This window comes from Pseudosporangium ferrugineum (assembly GCF_003002065.1).
Taxonomy (GTDB): domain Bacteria; phylum Actinomycetota; class Actinomycetes; order Mycobacteriales; family Micromonosporaceae; genus Actinoplanes; species Actinoplanes ferrugineus_A.
This window is the reverse complement of record NZ_PVZG01000018.1, coordinates 22,355-38,762: the sequence shown is the minus strand read 5'-3', so window position 1 is coordinate 38,762 and position 16,408 is coordinate 22,355. Positions and strand designations below refer to the sequence as shown.

General features: G+C 74.0%; 14 protein-coding genes and 1 pseudogene. 9 read left to right on the top strand and 6 right to left on the bottom strand.

Going from position 1 to position 16,408, the window contains the following annotated elements:
* Window positions 1-31 precede the first annotated feature (31 nt).
* Complete coding sequence (locus CLV70_RS41345; RefSeq protein WP_158277852.1) at window positions 32-1,723, top strand: sensor histidine kinase; 1,692 nt, start codon at window positions 32-34, stop codon at window positions 1,721-1,723.
* 182 nt (window positions 1,724-1,905) lie between these two features.
* Here the strand turns inward: CLV70_RS41345 and CLV70_RS42155 are convergent.
* Window positions 1,906-2,718, bottom strand: a pseudogene (locus tag CLV70_RS42155) (CHASE4 domain-containing protein); the annotation flags it as partial.
* A gap of 230 nt (window positions 2,719-2,948) precedes the next feature.
* Between CLV70_RS42155 and CLV70_RS30290 the strand changes: the two are divergent.
* Window positions 2,949-4,157: a pyridoxal phosphate-dependent aminotransferase gene (locus CLV70_RS30290; RefSeq protein WP_106130039.1), complete on the top strand. Its 1,209-nt coding sequence runs from the start codon at window positions 2,949-2,951 to the stop codon at window positions 4,155-4,157.
* Window positions 4,158-4,165: 8 nt separating this feature from the next.
* On the opposite strand, the gene CLV70_RS30285 is transcribed toward CLV70_RS30290, so the two are convergent.
* A complete protein-coding gene (locus CLV70_RS30285) occupies window positions 4,166-6,163 on the bottom strand; it encodes an ATP-binding protein (RefSeq protein WP_106130038.1) in 1,998 nt (665 codons plus the stop codon).
* Between the two features lie 9 nt (window positions 6,164-6,172).
* Window positions 6,173-6,547 carry a response regulator transcription factor gene (locus CLV70_RS30280; protein WP_106130037.1) on the bottom strand — a complete coding sequence of 125 codons (375 nt, stop codon included), beginning with the start codon at window positions 6,545-6,547 and terminating at the stop codon, window positions 6,173-6,175.
* A 168-nt stretch (window positions 6,548-6,715) separates the two neighbouring features.
* Here CLV70_RS30280 and CLV70_RS30275 point away from each other — a divergent pair, with 168 nt between their 5' ends.
* Window positions 6,716-6,946 carry a hypothetical protein gene (locus CLV70_RS30275; RefSeq protein ID WP_106130036.1) on the top strand — a complete coding sequence of 77 codons (231 nt, stop codon included), beginning with the start codon at window positions 6,716-6,718 and terminating at the stop codon, window positions 6,944-6,946.
* A 9-nt stretch (window positions 6,947-6,955) separates the two neighbouring features.
* On the opposite strand, the gene yiaA is transcribed toward CLV70_RS30275, so the two are convergent.
* On the bottom strand, window positions 6,956-7,408 hold the full coding sequence (yiaA, locus tag CLV70_RS30270; protein WP_106130035.1) for an inner membrane protein YiaA: 453 nt from the start codon (window positions 7,406-7,408) through the stop codon (window positions 6,956-6,958).
* A 177-nt stretch (window positions 7,409-7,585) separates the two neighbouring features.
* Here yiaA and CLV70_RS30265 point away from each other — a divergent pair, with 177 nt between their 5' ends.
* From CLV70_RS30265 to CLV70_RS30245, 4 genes are all read left to right on the top strand, one after another.
* Window positions 7,586-8,101 (top strand): hypothetical protein, encoded by a 516-nt coding sequence (locus tag CLV70_RS30265; RefSeq protein WP_106130034.1) that lies wholly within the window; start codon window positions 7,586-7,588, stop codon window positions 8,099-8,101.
* Window positions 8,102-8,256: 155 nt separating this feature from the next.
* Complete coding sequence (locus CLV70_RS30255; protein ID WP_106130032.1) at window positions 8,257-10,062, top strand: anthranilate synthase family protein; 1,806 nt, start codon at window positions 8,257-8,259, stop codon at window positions 10,060-10,062.
* Between the two features lie 161 nt (window positions 10,063-10,223).
* Window positions 10,224-10,922: a reverse transcriptase domain-containing protein gene (locus CLV70_RS41820; RefSeq protein WP_106130031.1), complete on the top strand. Its 699-nt coding sequence runs from the start codon at window positions 10,224-10,226 to the stop codon at window positions 10,920-10,922.
* Window positions 10,923-10,956: 34 nt separating this feature from the next.
* A complete protein-coding gene (locus CLV70_RS30245; RefSeq protein ID WP_106130030.1) occupies window positions 10,957-11,145 on the top strand; it encodes a hypothetical protein in 189 nt (62 codons plus the stop codon).
* Between the two features lie 45 nt (window positions 11,146-11,190).
* Here the strand turns inward: CLV70_RS30245 and CLV70_RS30240 are convergent, their stop codons facing one another.
* On the bottom strand, window positions 11,191-11,745 hold the full coding sequence (locus tag CLV70_RS30240; protein WP_245908549.1) for a Uma2 family endonuclease: 555 nt from the start codon (window positions 11,743-11,745) through the stop codon (window positions 11,191-11,193).
* Window positions 11,746-12,049: 304 nt separating this feature from the next.
* Between CLV70_RS30240 and CLV70_RS30235 the strand changes: the two genes are divergently transcribed.
* Window positions 12,050-13,630, top strand: a complete 1,581-nt coding sequence (locus tag CLV70_RS30235) for a DHA2 family efflux MFS transporter permease subunit (RefSeq protein ID WP_106130028.1) — start codon at window positions 12,050-12,052, stop codon at window positions 13,628-13,630.
* Between the two features lie 211 nt (window positions 13,631-13,841).
* Here the strand turns inward: CLV70_RS30235 and CLV70_RS30230 are convergent, their stop codons facing one another.
* Window positions 13,842-14,264 (bottom strand): hypothetical protein, encoded by a 423-nt coding sequence (locus tag CLV70_RS30230; protein ID WP_106130027.1) that lies wholly within the window; start codon window positions 14,262-14,264, stop codon window positions 13,842-13,844.
* A 210-nt stretch (window positions 14,265-14,474) separates the two neighbouring features.
* Here CLV70_RS30230 and CLV70_RS30225 point away from each other — a divergent pair, with 210 nt between their 5' ends.
* A complete protein-coding gene (locus CLV70_RS30225; RefSeq protein WP_106130026.1) occupies window positions 14,475-16,397 on the top strand; it encodes an ATP-binding protein in 1,923 nt (640 codons plus the stop codon).
* The last annotated feature ends 11 nt before the right edge of the window (window positions 16,398-16,408 follow it).

Here is a 16,408-nt window from a genome sequence, read left to right as displayed (position 1 = left end):
CCCGCCCGGGGGCCCACCCGATAGGGGCGGCGTGAATGTGACCAGGTGGTTCGCGGGGGCCGGCCGCCGCGGCGCCGCCCTCGCCGCCGTGACCCTCGCCCTCGGGCTGGGCACCGGCGGCGCCGCCACCGCGGGCCTCGCCGCGGCCGAGCGCGACGCCACCACCACGGCACTGACCGCGCGTACGGCCACCGTCCGCGACGCCCTCGCCGCCACCTTCCAGCGGTACGCCGACACCCTCCACGACCTGTCCGCGGCGGCCACCACCACCGAGCCCCTCTCCCCCCTCGTGGCGGGGCTCACCGGCGACCGGCTCCCCGGCGCGCACCGGGTCGTGGTGTCCGACGCCGGCGGCCGGATCCTCGCTCAGCACAGCCTCGACGGCAGCACCCCGCCCCCGCGGGCGACGCTCGACCCGCCGCTCGGGCTCGCCCGTACGCTCGAGATCGCCCGGACCGGCGGACGCGTCGTCGCCGGCCCGCCGCACGTCCTCCCCGCCGACCTCGACCTGCCCCCGGCGCAGCGCGGCGCGGCGTTCGACGTCGTCGCCCCCGTCCGCGGCGCCACCTTCCGCGGCTGGGTCGTCGTCGCCGTACGCGCGCCCGTCCTGCTCCGCGAATCCCTCCGCGGCGCCGGCGTCACCGGCGTCACCACCGTGCTGACCGCGTCCTCCGCCGACGGCGTGGCCCACGAGGTCGCCCGGTGGTCCGAACCCGGCGCCACCCCCGGCGACCGGCAGGGCACCGCCGAGCTCGCCTTCGCCGGGCGGTCGTGGCAGGTCGCCGTACGCCCGTCCACCGCGCTGATCGGGCCGGCGCTCGACGCCGCCGCCCCGCTGGCGATGCTGGGTGCGACGGTGCTCAGCCTCACGCTCGCCGCCGCGGTCCTCGCCGCCGGGGCCGGCCGCAACCGGGCCGCTGCCCGCAGCCGCCGCGACGCCGCCACCCGCCGGGCCGCCCAGGAGCGGGCCGCCGCCGCCGAACAGGCGCTCCGGGAACGCGAGACCGAACTGGCCGGCTTCACCGCCGCCGCCGGGGAACACCTCCAGACCCCGCTGCAGAGCGTCGCCGGGTTCGCCGACCTGCTCCTCGAGGACGCCGGTCCGCAGCTCGACGACGTCTCCCGGGGCTTCCTGGAGCGCATCGGCCGGCGTACCCGGGGCATGCTGACGCTGGTCGACGGGCTGATCACCTACTCGTCGGCGGCCGGCGCCGCGCCCAGGCCCCAGGCGGTCGACGCGACCACCCTGACCCTCGGCGTGGTCGCCGACCGCCTCGACGGGCTCGAGGGCCGCCGCCCGGGCATCGAGGTCGGCGACCTGCCACCGGTCCTGGCCGACGCGGACCTCCTCGGCGAGGTGCTGGGCCACCTGATCGACAACGCGGCCCGCTTCGTCCGGCCCGGCACCGCGGCCCGGATCAGCGTCGACGCCCGCGAGCACGGCCCGGGCTGGTGGCGCATCGAGGTCGCGGACCGCGGCATCGGCGTACCGGAGGACCACCGCGACCGCATCTTCGCCCCGTTCCACCGGGCGCCGTCCGCCGAGGGCTTCCCGGGCACGGGCCTGGGCCTGGCCCTGTGCCGCCGGATCGTCACCCTGCACGGCGGCGAGATCGGCGTGGACCCCCACCCGGGCGGCGGCAGCATCTTCTGGTTCACGATCCCGGCGTCCGCGGTGGCCCCGGACCCCGGCACCGAACTCCTCGCCCCCGACCCCGCCTGACAAGCCTTCGCTAGTGTAGAACGATGGGCCTCCCGCTCGGCGGCCGTCTGCCGGTCGTGGTTCTCCTGGAGCTCCAGCCGGCGCTGCTGCTGCTCGGCGGCCAGGAGGCGGTCGCGGCTGCCGATGGTGTCCAGCATGGTGTCGATCGTGCGGCCCAGGGCGGCGATGTCGTCCGTACCGGCGGAGGCGACCCGCAGCTCGTAGTCGCCGGAGGCCACGATCTGCTCGGTGGTCTGCCGCAGCGGGCGGACCCGGCGGCGTACGGCACGGCGGCCCGACCAGGCGGTCAGGACGCCCATCAGCACGGCGGCGACCGCGACGAAGGCGAACAGCTTGCCGGCCGTGCTCGTGGCGGCGGCGTGGATCGGGCGGGCACGTACCGATTCGAGCACCAGTTCGTGGCCGTCGACGGTGGGGATGGTCGCGTTCAGGGCGATCCGGCCGGCGCTGAGCACCGTCGTCCGCACGTCCACCGCCCCCACCAGGCTGCGGACCGGCGCCTGCTCGACGCCGGCGCTGCGCCGTTGCGCCACCACGGCGGTGCTCAGGTTGATGTCCTCGCTGAACCGCGCCAGCCGCTCGGCGGAGAGCCGTTGCAGCAGCAGGAAGCCGCCGGCGGAACGACCCTCGCCGCTGGTCGGATAGACGGGGAGGCCGCAGAACAGGTACGTCGCACCGGCGGACACCATGCCGCACCGGGCACTGCCGGGCTCGCCCGTGGGGTCGTACAGGCGGCTCAGCACGGCGGGGTCGGCGAGCTGGGGCGGGGGCGCCGCGAAGGTGGCGCCGCCGGTGAGGCCGCCCGCCACGAGCCGGCCGCCGGCGCCCACGCCGAGGATGCCGTCGACGTTGTCCGCGCCCTCGTCGGCGTCCGGCGGGAAGTCCTCGGCGAAGCCGGCCGCGTCGGCGCGGGCGAGATCGGTGAAGGTGTCGTCCCAGACCGCGTTGGTGGCGCCGAAGGCGGTCAGCAGCCGGGCCTGGGTGTCCAGGCCCATCCGGATCCGGTCGGCGTCCTGGGCCACCTGGCGCGCCTCCAGGGCGTCGAAGGCCCCGGTCGTCACCTGCTGCATGAACAGGAACGCGGCACCGCAGCCGGCCAGCGCGGCGACGGCCGGGATCAGGTGTCTGAGTTTTCCTCGCACGGTGACCTTGTTCGGCGTCGCACGCCGGTGACCTGAGCGGGCGACCGGCGCCCATGACGCGGCTCACGCCTAAGCTCGCTCGTATGGTGTCCCAGGCGAGCAGGCTGAAGAACGTCCGGTACGACATCCGCGGCCCGGTGCTGCGGCGCGCGCAGGAGCTGGAGAACGCGGGCCACCGCATCCTCAAGCTCAACCTGGGCAACCCGGCGCCCTGGGGACTGAACACGCCGGAGCCGATCGTCGCGGACATGGTGCACAACCTGCCCTCGGCCGAGGGCTACAGCGACGCCCGCGGCATCTACTCGGCCCGGGTCGCGGTGGCGCAGTATTACCAGACCCTCGGCGTCGAGAGCGTGCAGCCGGACGACGTCTTCCTCGGCAACGGGGTCTCCGAGCTCATCGTCATGAGCCTCCAGGCGCTGCTCAACACGGGCGACGAGGTGCTGGTGCCGAGCCCGGACTACCCGCTCTGGACCGGCGCGGTGACGCTGTGCGGCGGCCGGCCGGTGCACTACGACTGCGACGAGGCGCAGGGCTGGCAGCCCGACCTCGAGCATGTGGCGGCGCAGATCACCCCGAACACCCGGGCACTGGTGATCATCAACCCGAACAACCCGACCGGCGCGGTGTACTCGCGGGAGACGCTGCTGGGCCTGCTCGAGATCGCCCGCCGGCACGACCTGCTGGTCCTCTCCGACGAGATCTACGACAAGATCCTGTACGACGGCGCCCGGCACATCTGCGCGGCCTCGCTCGCGCCGGATCTGCTCGTGCTGACCATGGGCGGGCTGTCGAAGACGTACCGGGCGGCGGGCTTCCGGTCCGGCTGGCTGGCGATCAGCGGCCCGACCACCCACGCGAGCGAGTACCTGGAGGGCCTCCAGCTGCTGGCCAACATGCGGCTCTGCCCGAACGTGCCCGCCCAGCACGCGGTGCAGACCGCGCTCGGCGGCTTCCAGAGCATCAACACGCTGATCCGTCCCGGCGGACGCCTCTACGAGCAGCGCAACCACGCCTGGGCCAAGATCAACGAGATCCCCGGGGTGGACTGCGTGAAGCCCGAGGGCGCGCTGTACCTCTTCGCCCGCCTCGACCCGGCGGTGCACAAGATCCGTGACGACCAGCGGCTCATCATCGACCTGCTGGAGCAGCAGCTGATGCTGCTCTCCCACGGCACCGGGTTCAACCTGCCCACCCCGGACCACCTCCGGATGGTCTTCCTGGCACCGGTGGACGTGCTCGACGACGCCACCGACCGGCTGCGCCGCTTCCTGGAGACGTACCGGCAGTAGTCGCGGTCCTACCGCAGCGGCAGCCGGACGGTGACCGTGGTGCCGGCGCCCTCGGTGGAGTCGACCGCGATGCGCCCGCCGTGGTTGTCCACGATCGTGCGGACGATCGCCAGGCCCAGGCCGGTGCCGGGGATGGCGCGGTGGATCGCGTTGGTGGCCCGGAAGAAGCGGGCGAACAGCGACTGCTGCTCGGCCGGCGGGATGCCCATGCCGGTGTCGGCGACGGACAGGCGCACCTCGTCGCCGTCGCGGTGGGCGGCGAGGGTGACCGCACCGTCGGCCGGGGTGAACTTGACCGCGTTGGACAGCAGGTTCATCAGGACCCGGTCGAGCTGGTCCGGGTCCGCGTCGAGCAGCAACGGCCGCTCCACCTCGGTACGCACCACGACCCGCCCCTTCGCCGCGGCCGGGGCGATGGCCGCGACGGCCTGCTCGGCGAGGACCACGAGGTCGACCGGCCGGCGCGACGGGTGGAACGCGCCGGACTCGATCTTGGAGAGGATCAGCATGTCCTCGATCAGCTCGCGCAGCCGCCGGGAGTTGCGGCCGATCACCTCCAGCATCCGCCTCTGCTGCGGCCCGAGCTCGCCGGCCTCCCCGTCGAGCAGCAGCTCCACGTAGCCCGCGATGCTGGTCAGCGGCGTGCGCAGCTCGTGCGAGACGGTCGACATGAAGTCCGTCTTCGCCGTGTCCAGCTCCTGGAGGCGGGCGACCAGGTGCTGCTCGCGCTCGAACAGGCGGGCGTGGTGCACGCCGCGGCCGAGGTCGGCGGCGACCGACTCGGCGAGCCGCATCTCGACCGAGGTCCAGGCGGGCCCGGTGTCGCGGATCAGGGTGAGCGCGCCCAGGCACTCGTCGCCGCCGCTGACGGCCACGGTGAGCGCGGGACCGGCGCCGGCCGCCGCGCACGCCAGTAGCTCGGCCTCCGGCGGCGCCGCCCGGTCGTCCGGGGCGTCCTCCCCGGACGCCCACACACCCCCGCTGCGCAGCCAGGAGACGTCACAATCGGCCAGTTCCTTCAGTACGCCGCCGACGTGCTCGTCGCGCAGGCTGGCCAGGGCCGGCACCTCGGTCTGCCCCGGCGCCATCCGCACCAGCACGTGGTCGGCACCGATGATCGTGGCGAGGCCGCTCACCGCCTCCTGGATCGCCTCCTCGACCTTGAGGTGCGCGCGGATGCGGTAGCCGAGCTCGCGCACCTCGGCGCGCCGGGCGGCGTCGCGCTTCTCGCCCCCGCGGATGCGGTCGCCCTCCTCGGCCATCTCGTTGACCGCCTGCGCCACCGCCCGGATCTCGGTGGGGCCGTCGGTCGCGTCGGCGCGGATGTCGAGCTCCCCGGAGCGCCGCCGGCCGATGATGGCCACCACCCGGTCCAGCGGCCCGGTGATCCGGCGGGTGGACACGACCGCGGCGAGGATCGCGGTGACCGCCGCCAGCAGGGTCAGCACGATCACCACGGCGGTCGTCACCGTGCTCAGCCGGGAGCTGCGTTTTTGCAGGTCGACGGCCCGCGCGGCCAGTTCGGCGTCGAGGGCCCGGTTCTCGGCGGTGAAGTCCTGGAAGAGCGGCTTGCCCTGTGCCACGTAACCGACCGCCGTCTCGCTGCGCGGCGCCGCCAGGCGTTGCTCCTCGGCCAGCGCCCACCAGGCATCCGCGCGGGCCAGCTGCCGCGCGACGGCGCCCGACTCCCGGCTGCTCGCGGTCCCCCGCAGCCTCGCACCGACCACCGCGTAGTCGCTGCGCGCCTCGTGATACGCGTCCAGGAGCTGCCCGTCACCGGTGAGCAGATATCCGCGCAGGCCGCGCTGCGCGTCGGCGAGCAGGCTGCGCAGTTCGGAGTTGGTCAGCTCCAGCGGCTGGACGTGGGTGCTCAGCTCGTCGACCACCCGGTGCTGCATGAGCAGGGCGGTCGTCTCGGCGGCCCCGCAGGACACGATGAGCACGACGAGGGCGCCGAACGCCCGGGTGAGCAGACGGCCGACGGACCGGTCCCGGGGCGTGGCCATCCGGTCTCGTCAGGCCCGGGCCCGGCTCAGCAGGGCCTGTATGCGGGTCACGAGCTCGCGGGGGCTGAACGGCTTCGTGACGTAGTCGTCGGCGCCCGCGCTGAAGCCGCCCTCGACGTCCTGCTCCTGCACCCGGGCGGTCAGCATGATGATCAGCATTCCGGCGGTGGCCGGGTCCGCGCGCAGCATCCGGCACACGTCGATCCCGGACAGGCCCGGCATGGAGACGTCGAGCACCGCGAGGGCGGGACGCCGGGTACGGGCCTGCTCCACGGCGGCCTGCCCGTCCTCCACGGCCACCACCTCGAGGCCGGCCTGCTCGAGCTTGAACGCGACGAGGTCACGGATGTCCGCGTCGTCGTCGGCGACCAGGACCACCGTCACGGTTCGTTCCTCCCATGCATCCGCTTCCACCAGCACGATATCCGTTTAGTCCGCTCTGCGACGGTCGCTCGCCGCAACCGCATGGCAACTGCCGCGCAGCGCTGCTGCAGCCCCGCCCGGGTGTGCTGGACCACAGCACCCGCCCCGACCGACCGGCAGGAGGACCCGATGACCGCGCTCGATCCCGACGACGTCCGTACCGAGGCGCTGTTCGTCTCCGACCTGCAGAGCTCGCAGCAGCCGACGCCGGAGGTGATCCGGGCCGCCGTCGACGCGGCGGTCGGCCGGCTCGGCGAGCACGGCTGCGCGGCGCTGGTCGCCCAGGAGTTCGGCGAGCACCCCGACTGCGCGCTCGGCCGCATGCAGTGGGCCCGGCGGGCGGTGCGCAGCGCGTACTAAGCCTTAGCGTCAGCGGATGACGTAGGCGGCCGGCGCCGGGGCGACGTGGGACGGCGCCCGGTACTGCATCATGTCCCGCACGTTCTTCTGCACCGCGACGGCCGCGAACATCGTCATGGCGAACGCCAGGCCGTAGAAGCCCTTCTCGCTCAGCGCCATGCCGCTGTTCCACAGGCCGACCGCCAGCATGATCGCGGCGAGGCCGACCACGGACCAGGACAGGCCCAGATACAGCGCGGACACCGGCAGCCCCTCGGTCCGGTCCCGTACGGCCTTCTGCAGCGACACCGCGGCGAACAGGCCGAGGACGAGCACGGCACCGTAGAAGCCCTTCTCGCTCGCGGTCATCGTGGCGTTCCACAGCCCGGCGGCGAACGACACGACGCCGAGCAGGAGGACGGTCCACGACGCGCCGACGAACGCGGCGGTGGGCTTGACGGCGGAAGGCGACGGCTGGGTCATGATGGTCTCCGTACTTGGGGGGTGGTCCGACCCGGAGAAGTCTGCCGGGCTCCCGGTCCGCGACCGTGAGTAGTCGTACTCAATCCGGCTGGGTAGCCCTCGAACCGCCTGAACGGCTGCCCAGGGCCGCCGTCACGACCGACGTGCGGCGGACGAATTCCGATTACCTTCAGTGACGTGTCTCAGCATCGGACCGTCACCGACCGCCGGTGGCCCTGGGTGGTGGTCGCCGCCGCGCTGCTGACCCTGGCCGCCACGGTGCCGCTGCTGCTGCGACACGACGCCGGCACGCCGCAGGCCACCGTGCGGCTGCCGGTCGTCTCCATCCCGCCGCCCGCGGTGGCCGTCGCGCCGGCGCCGTCAGCCGCACGCCATCCGCTGCGAGCGGTCGCCCGGGCCCGCAAGCCCTCCCCGTCCCCGCCGCCCACCTCCGGGGCACCGCCGGTGCTGCTCGGCCCCGCCGGCGCGGCCGCCCTCCCCCAGCTGCTCACCTCGTACTGCCGGGCCACCGTCGGGCGCCTCACCCTGGCCGTGTCGACCGCCGGCGGCTGGGCCTGCGGCCGGGTGGCCCGCGACCCGGTGCCGATCGACATGGACGCGATGTGCCGCTGGCGCTACGGCGCGAACGCCTGGGCCGAGCTGCGCGACGACACGGACGCGACGGGGTGGCGCTGCTACCGCGACGGACCGTAGGCTCACGCCATGCTCGCGCGACTGATGTGGTGGCCCGCCGACCCGGCGGCCACACCCACCCGCGCGTAACCCACCACCGCGGCCGCCTCGACGAGGCGGCCGTCGTCATATGGCCCGGTCCTCGTCCGGCGGCCCCAGCCGAGATCGAGGAACCCATGGAACCCTTCGCCCTGCTGCACCGCGACGGCGCCGGCCACGCCGAGATCCTCCGCGGTGACCTGGTCACCGTCCCCGGGCTCGCGGACATCCCGCTCCCGGACGGGCCCGGACCGCGCACCCTCGCGCTGATCCCGTACCGGCAGCTCAGCGAGCGGGGGTTCGCCTGCGTGGACGACGGCGCGCCGCTGGAATGCCTGCGGATCGGCTCGGTCGAGACGGTGCCGCTCGACGAACTCGTCGCCTCGCTGCCCGCCGCGCCGCTGCGCCTGACCGGACAGGGCTTCGACCTCGGCGACGAGGCGTACGGCGACATCGTCGAGACCGTGCTGCGCGACGAGATCGGGCACGGCGAGGGCGCCAACTTCGTCATCCACCGGGTCTTCGAGGCGACCGTCGGCGGCGATCCCGTCGACGCGGCCCGGGCGGCGTTCCGCAACCTGCTCACCGGTGAGCGCGGCGCGTACTGGACGTTCCTGGTGCACACCGGCACCCGTACGCTCGTCGGCGCCACCCCGGAACGGCACGTCAGCGTCGCCGACGGCATCACCATGATGAACCCGATCAGCGGCACGTTCCGCCACGACGGCGAGCGCGACCTGGCGGCGTTCCTCGCCGACCGCAAGGAGATCGACGAGCTCTACATGGTGCTCGACGAGGAGCTCAAGATGATGGCCGCGGTCGCCGAGCACGGCGGGCAGGTCGTGGGGCCGTACCTCAAGCGGATGGCGCACCTCACCCACACCGAGTACCTGCTGGCCGGGCGCGGCTCGCTCGACGTCCGCGACGTGCTGCGCGCGACCATGTTCGCGCCGACGGTGACCGGCAGCCCGGTGGAGAACGCCTGCCGGGTGATCGCCCGGCACGAGCGGCGCGGACGCGGCTACTACGCCGGGGTGCTGGCCCTGCTCGGCCACGACGACGAGGGCCGCCAGACGCTCGACGCGCCCATCCTCATCCGCACTGCGGAGATCTCCCCCGCCGGCGAGCTGCGGGTGCCGGTCGGCGCCACGCTGGTGCGCCACTCGACCGCCGCGGGCGAGGTCGCCGAGACCCACACCAAGGCCGCGGGCGTGCTGGCCGCGCTGGGTGCCACCCGGTCCGACACCCCGACCGTACGCCCGGAGCCCGACGGTCCCGAGATCCTCGCCGCCCTCGCCGCCCGCAACGACGGCCTCGCCCGGTTCTGGCTGGACCAGCGCCGCCCGGGCGCCCTGACCGTCCCGGCCCTCGACGGCCGTACGGCGGTGGTGGTCGACGGCGAGGACACCTTCACCGCGATGCTCGCCCACCAGCTGCGGGCGCTGGGCCTCGCCGTGACCGTGGTGCCGTGGACCGTCACCGCCGTACCCGGGTCCGACCTGGTGATCGTGGGACCGGGACCCGGCGACCCGGCCTCGGCCGACGCCAAGATGGTCCGGCTCCGCGGCCTGGTGTCCGGCCTGCTCGCCCGGCGCCGGCCGCTGCTGGGCGTGTGCCTCGGCCATCAGATCCTCGCCGCCACCCTGGGCCTGCCGCTGCGCCGCCGCGAGGCCACGTACCAGGGCGTGGCCCGCGACATCGACCTCTTCGGTACGCCGAGACGCGTCGGCTTCTACTCCAGCTTCACCGCCCTGGCGGCGCCGCTGCCCGGCGTCGAACTCGCGGCCGACCCCGACGGCAGCGTGCACGCCCTGCGTGGCGACGGCTTCGCCGGCGTCCAGTTCCACCCCGAATCCGTGCTGAGCGCCGACGGCGTCGACGTCCTCACGGAGCTTCTTCCGCCACTTCTCTCCCGGGTGATTAGTCCGGCCGTGAGCGGGTAGCGCTAAGCACGTCGGTGGTTCAAGCGGATCGAGAGCCTCCGCTTGGACCACCGGCCCTCTACACTCGGCCTCCGGTGGACAGCGTGTCCCGAGCAGGCCGCCGGTATACCGACGGTCTCTCCGGGGCACCCCCGGGGGCGAAACAGTGAGCCACGCAGCGCATCGCCGGCGCGCCGCCGCGCTCCGCGCGGGAAAGCGCAGGCACGACCGGGCATCGTCGGGGCACGCTGTCCCACCGGTACGGGTGTCCACGGCGCTCGCCGACGCCTTCCACGCTGACCGCGCTGACGACCACTCGTACCCCGGCCCCGGTCCTGCGGCGGTCGCCGGACCGGCACCGGGCGGCGCTGCTCCGCCGCCCGCACCTGCCGCAGGGCGCGCCGACGTCACCGGCGCTGGCGAACCTGGTCGCGTACCGGCTGGACCGGCGGCTGACCGGGCTGGCCGACCGCTTCGGCGTCCGCTACACCCGCTACGCGGACGACCTGGCGTTCTCGGGCGCCCTGCACCGCCGCGGCGAGGCGGGCCGGCTCGTCGCCGCGGTGACCGCGGTGGTGACCGACGAGGGTTTCCGCGTGCACCCCGCCAAGACCCGGATCCGCGGCCGCGGCGACCGGCAGCAGCTCGCGGGCCTCGTGGTGAACGAGCACCCGGCCGTGGCCCGCGAGGACTACGACCGGCTCCGGGCCGTCCTGCACGACGCCGCCCGCCACGGCACGGAGGCGGCCAACCGCGAGCACGCCGACTTCGCCGCGTACCTCCGGGGCCGGGTCGCCTGGGTCTCGCACCGCCACCCGGGCCGGGCCGCCAAGCTGCACGCCCTGCTGACCGCCGCCCTGGCCGCCGCCCCGCCCCGATGATTGCCGGCGGGCGGGGGTGGGCATTGTCGCTTTCATGGTGCTTCCCGGACCCGACCCCGACAGCTACCCGCCGATCGACCCGGCCGAACCGGTCCCGGACGACCCGGGCGAACTGTCCCCGGACACCCCCGAGACCCTGCCCCCGGCCCCGATCGAGCCGCTCCCGGGCCCGGACGACCCGGACAGCATCCCCGGCACCGAACCGGAACCCGAACCCGCCTGACCGCCCGGCCGCGGCCCGCAGCCACGCCAGGGCCGCCGGCCGCGGTCACACCAGGTCGTGCTCGGCGGGAGCGGTGCTCAGCAGCCAGGCCAGCGGCATGGTCGCCCGCACGTCGTAGTGCCCGCCATCGAGGTGGTACATGGTCACGGTCTGCGCCGGGTCCTGGTCGACGGTCCAGTACTGCGGGATGCCGGCGACCGCGTATTCACGGCGCTTCGTGACGGTGTCGGTGCCTTCGGAACCCGGCGAGACGATCTCGACGACCAGAAGGACGTCGGCGACCGGCAGCCAGACACCGTCCGCCTGAGCCTTGGCCCACACGATCAGATCCGGGATGCGCCCACCGACACCGCCGTCAGGCCCCTGAATGCGGAGACCGACGGCCTGGGCGACCCGCTCCGGCGCGATGCCACCGGTGGCGAGCCAGACCATGAGACGGGTCGCGATGATCGCATGGGCGTACCCCGGCGGCGGCATGACGGAGAGGACTCCCTCTGGGCTCATCTCGTACCGGTGGTGTTCATCCGCGGCCATCATCGCGGTCAGATCGTCAAGCGTCACGACCGGTGGCATCGATCTGCCGACAGCCTCTGCGCTCATGCTCCGGATCGTACCCGCCCGCAGGCCGGCGTCGCTCCCGCGGCGTTGCGCTTATGGCAAAACTGTTTGCGCAGGTCCCGGGGACGCGGCAGGGTGGCGCGCGGAGGTGGTCGTGGTGGGCGGTCGACGGGGGACGGCGGTGACGGCGGCGCCGGGATGCGACCGCCGGGCGGGCCGGTTCCGCCCGGGTTCTCGCCACCGTGACCACAGCTGATCAGACAGCCCTGACAATGGCAGGGATCCGCGTGCCGTGCGGCGCGTGGCCGAACGGCGCCCAGTCGCCGGTCCACCAGGAGATTTAGCTGTGAGCAGTCAACCCGTGGGAGCTTCGGACAAGCTCGATGGTGCCGTACTGAAGATCGCCGGGGTGGTCGTCCTCGGCGCGATCATGTCGATCCTCGACGTGACCGTGGTGAGCGTCGCGCTGCCCACCTTCCAGACCGCGTTCGACGCCTCGTACGCCGAGGTCGCCTGGACCATGACCGGCTACACGCTGGCCCTGGCCACTGTGATTCCGCTCACCGGCTGGGCCGCCGACCGGTTCGGCACCAAGCGGCTCTACATGGCCGCCCTGCTGCTGTTCACCCTCGGGTCGGGGCTGTGCGCCACCGCCGACTCGATCGGGCAGCTGATCGGCTACCGGGTGCTGCAGGGCCTCGGCGGCGGCATGCTGATGCCGCTCGGCATGACGATCATGACGCGCGCCTCCGGGCCGCACCGGATCGGCCGGCTGATGGCGGTGCTCGGCATCCCGATGCTGCTCGGCCCGATCGGCGGCCCGATCCTCGGCGGCTGGCTCATCGACATCGCGAGCTGGCACTGGATCTTCCTGATCAACCTGCCGATCGGCGCGATCGCGCTGGTCTACGCGCAGTGGGCGCTGGCGAAGGACAACCCGGAGCCGTCGGAGTCCTTCGACTTCCTCGGCATGCTGATGCTCTCCCCCGGCCTCGCCCTGTTCCTGTTCGGCGTGTCGTCGCTGCCCGAGACCGGTTCGATGTCGGCCACCAAGGTGTGGCTGCCGATGCTCGGCGGCGGCCTGCTGGTGATCGGCTTCATCCTCTACTCGTTCAAGCCCAAGCACCCGCTGCTCGACCTGCGGCTGCTGCGCAACCGCAACCTGTCGGTCGCCTCCATCACGATGGCGGTCTTCATGGTCGCGTTCATGGGCGCCGGCCTGCTGTTCCCCAGCTACTTCCTTCAGGTACGCGGTGAGTCGACGCTGCACGCCGGCCTGCTGATGGCCCCGCAGGGCATCGGCGCGATGGTCACCATGCCGATCGCGGGCATGCTGGCCGACCGGATCCCGGTGGGGCGTACGGTGCCGTTCGCGCTGGTGCTGATCGCGGCGGGCTTCTTCGCGTTCACCCAGGTCGGCACCGACACGTCGTACCTGCTGCTGTGCGGGGCGCTGTTCGTGATGGGCCTCGGCATGGGCGGCACGATGATGCCGATCATGACCTCGGCGCTGAAGACGCTGACGCACCACGAGGTGGCCCGCGGTTCGACGCTGCTGAACATCCTCCAGCAGATCGCCGGCTCGGTCGGCTCGGCGCTGATGTCGGTCATCCTGACCAGCAAGCTCAACAACTCCCCGGCCATTCCGGGCGTCACCGACCCGAGCGGCGCGCCGGTCTCCGAGGCCGGGGCGGCGATCGCGGTGCAGCAGAACCCGGCCCTGGCCCAGCAGTTCCCGGATCAGAACATCCTGCAGCGCGGCCTGGAGTTCGTCGCCAACGCGTTCGGCACCACGTTCTGGGTGGGCTTCTTCCTGGTCGTGGTGACGTTCATCCCGGCGTTCTTCCTGCCCCGCCGGCGCCAGCAGGCGCCGCTGACCGACGGCGTAGCGGGCGAGCCCGCGGCCACCCCGGTCGTCCTGCACTGAACCGGGCCCGTGCCGTCCGGGAAGTCCCGGGCGGCACGGGCGGGGACGCCTGCGCCGGGCCGTCCCGGGAGCCCGGCGGCACGGGCGCGGAACGCTTGTGCCGGGCCGGCCGGTGCCGTCCGGGGAGTCCCGGGCGGCACGGGCGCGGGACGCCTCCGTCGGGCCGACCTGTGCCGTCCGGGGAGTCCCGGGCGGCACGGGCGCGGGGACGTCAGTACGGCAGGTCGGCGTCTGTGAAGATGTGAAGGTTCACCAGGGTTCTGGTGGCGTTGTTGTTGGTGGCGCACACGGTGTAGCTGCCCGGACCGGCGAAGGTGCCGTACGAGCTGCGGCCCTCGTAGGCGAAGCCGGCGATGGTGCCACTCGGCGTGCCGAACACGACGGACCCGTTGCGGAGGACCTTGAACCGGGCCCCGGACGCGGTGGCCTGCCCGTCGGCGCGAACCTGGTAGTAGGCGTAGTCACTCGCGGTGAGGCAATGCTGCTCGCCGGGGCGCAGGGTGCCACCCCAGCCCTGCGCGGAGGCAAACGCCGCCTGCGGCGCGGCGACCAGGGCGACGCCGGCGAAGGCCGTGGCGAGTGCGGCGAAGCGCACGCGGCGGGCGAGCGGGCGGTGGGTCGTGGTGCGGATCATGATTGGCTCCTCGGTGAGGCTGAACTTCCTGACCCCGCCGACGCTAGGCGCGCGACATTTCCATAAAAAAGACCATTCACCACCCACTTCCCTCTCACCCTGCCCACCCCGGCCGCGGCTCAGGTGGTCGTCGGGCTCGCGCGAGCAGGCAAGCGGACAGTCGTCGCGCTTCCGCCGACGCGCGGGCGCGTGAGGGGCGAGACTGGCCTCATGAGCACGCGGTTCGCCGAACGGGTGGCCGGCGCGCGGCGGCGGGACTTCGTCGGCCGCGCGGCCGAACTCGCCGGGTTCGCGCGGCTCCTGACCGGCGACGACGGCGCCCTGGTCTGGATATCGGGCCCCGGCGGGGTGGGCAAGACCTCGCTGCTGCACCGGTTCGCGGACCTCGCCGGGAACGCCGGACGCACGGTCGTCTGGCTCGACGAGCGCGTGCCCGAGGGCGACCGCCTCGTGGTGCTGGCCGACGAGGAGGTCGAGACCGAGCTGCTGGCGGCGCTGCCCGCCGACGCCGTGGTCGCGGTGGCCACCCGGGCCGGGCCGCCGGTGCGGTATCGCGCCGACCCGGGCTGGTCGAGTGTGCTGCACCCGATGCCGCTGACGAACCTCGACCCGGCGGAGAGCGCGCTGCTGCTGACCCGGCGGGGCGTACCCGCCGCGGCGCACGCCGACGCGCTCGCCTTCACGCACGGCCATCCTCTCGCGCTGGCGCTGATCGCCGACGTCCGCGCCCCGCGGCACCGGCCCGCCGCGCCGGCCGGCGGCCCGGAGGTGGTGTCCACGCTGCTGGCCGCGCTTCTCGACGCCATTCCGGGCCCGGCGCATCGGCTGGCCCTCGACGCGGTGTCGCAGGTCGCCGTGGCGACCGAGCCGCTGCTCGCCGCGCTGCTGGACCTGCCGGAGGCGCACGAGCAGTTCGAGTGGCTGCGCGGGCTGTCGATCATGTCCGCCGGTCCGTACGGCCTGGTCCTGCACGACCTCGCCCGCGAGGTGGTCGCCCGGGACCTGCGGTGGCGGCACCCGGAACTGCACGCCGCCGTGCACCATCGGGCCGGCGGCTACTACCGGCACCGGTTCGCCGGCGCGGGCCCCGACGAGCAGCGCCGGATCCTGCTGGACTTCGCCTTCCTGCACCGCGAGAACCCGGTGATCGGGGCGTTCCTGCGCCAGCGGCCGAGCGGTGAGCTGCGGGTGGTGCCCGCGGCCACGCACCGATGGCCGGCACTGCGCGAGATGGTACGGCGACACGAGGGCACCGCCTCGGCGGAGCTGTTCGACCACTGGTGCGCCGGCCAGCCGGAGGCGGTGCACGCGGTCGTCGACGCGCGGGACACCACGGTGGGCCTGGCCGTACTCCTGACCCTGCACGCGCCCGGCCCCCGGGACCCGGCGGCCGTGGCGGCGTGGCGCCGGGCCGCACCCGCCGCCGGCGAGGCGGTCTCGCTGCTGCGCTTCTGGCTCGACGCCGAGGCGTACCAGCAGCCCTCCCCCGTGCAGGCGCTCATCGCGCTGCACGCCGTACGCCACTTCCTGGTGACCCCGGGTCTCGGCTACTCGCTGATCTACCACGCCGATCCGGACCTGTGGGCACCCATGTGCGAGTACGCCGGTTTCCCCCGCGCCGAGGACGCGGACTTCACCGTGGACGGCCACCGCTTCGCCGGGTTCGGCCACGACTGGCGCCGTACGCCCCGGCTGGCCTGGCTGAGCCGGCTCGCCGCCCGGGAGACGTCCGGCGGGCCGGGCACCGCGGAGGCTCCGGCGGCGCCCGGCCCACCGGACCGGGCCGCCTTCGCCGCCGCGGTCCGCGCCGCCCTGCGGGATCTCGGCCGCCCCGACCGCCTGGCGACGAACCCGCTGCTCGCCGGGCGGCTCCTCGACCGCGCCCGGGCCGGGCGTACGGCGGAGGGGCTGCGCGCACTCGTCGAGGAGGCGGCGGGAAGCCTGGCCGGCCCGCCCCGGGACCGGCCGGCGCACCGGGCGCTGCACCACACCTATCTGCGGCCGGCCGGGACGCAGCAGGCCGCGGCGGACCTGCTGCGCCTGCCGATGAGCACCTACCGCCGGCACCTGGCGGCGGGCGTGGACCGGTTGACCGAGATCCTCTGGCACTGGGAATCCACCACGGAACCCTGACCCCGGGTCGC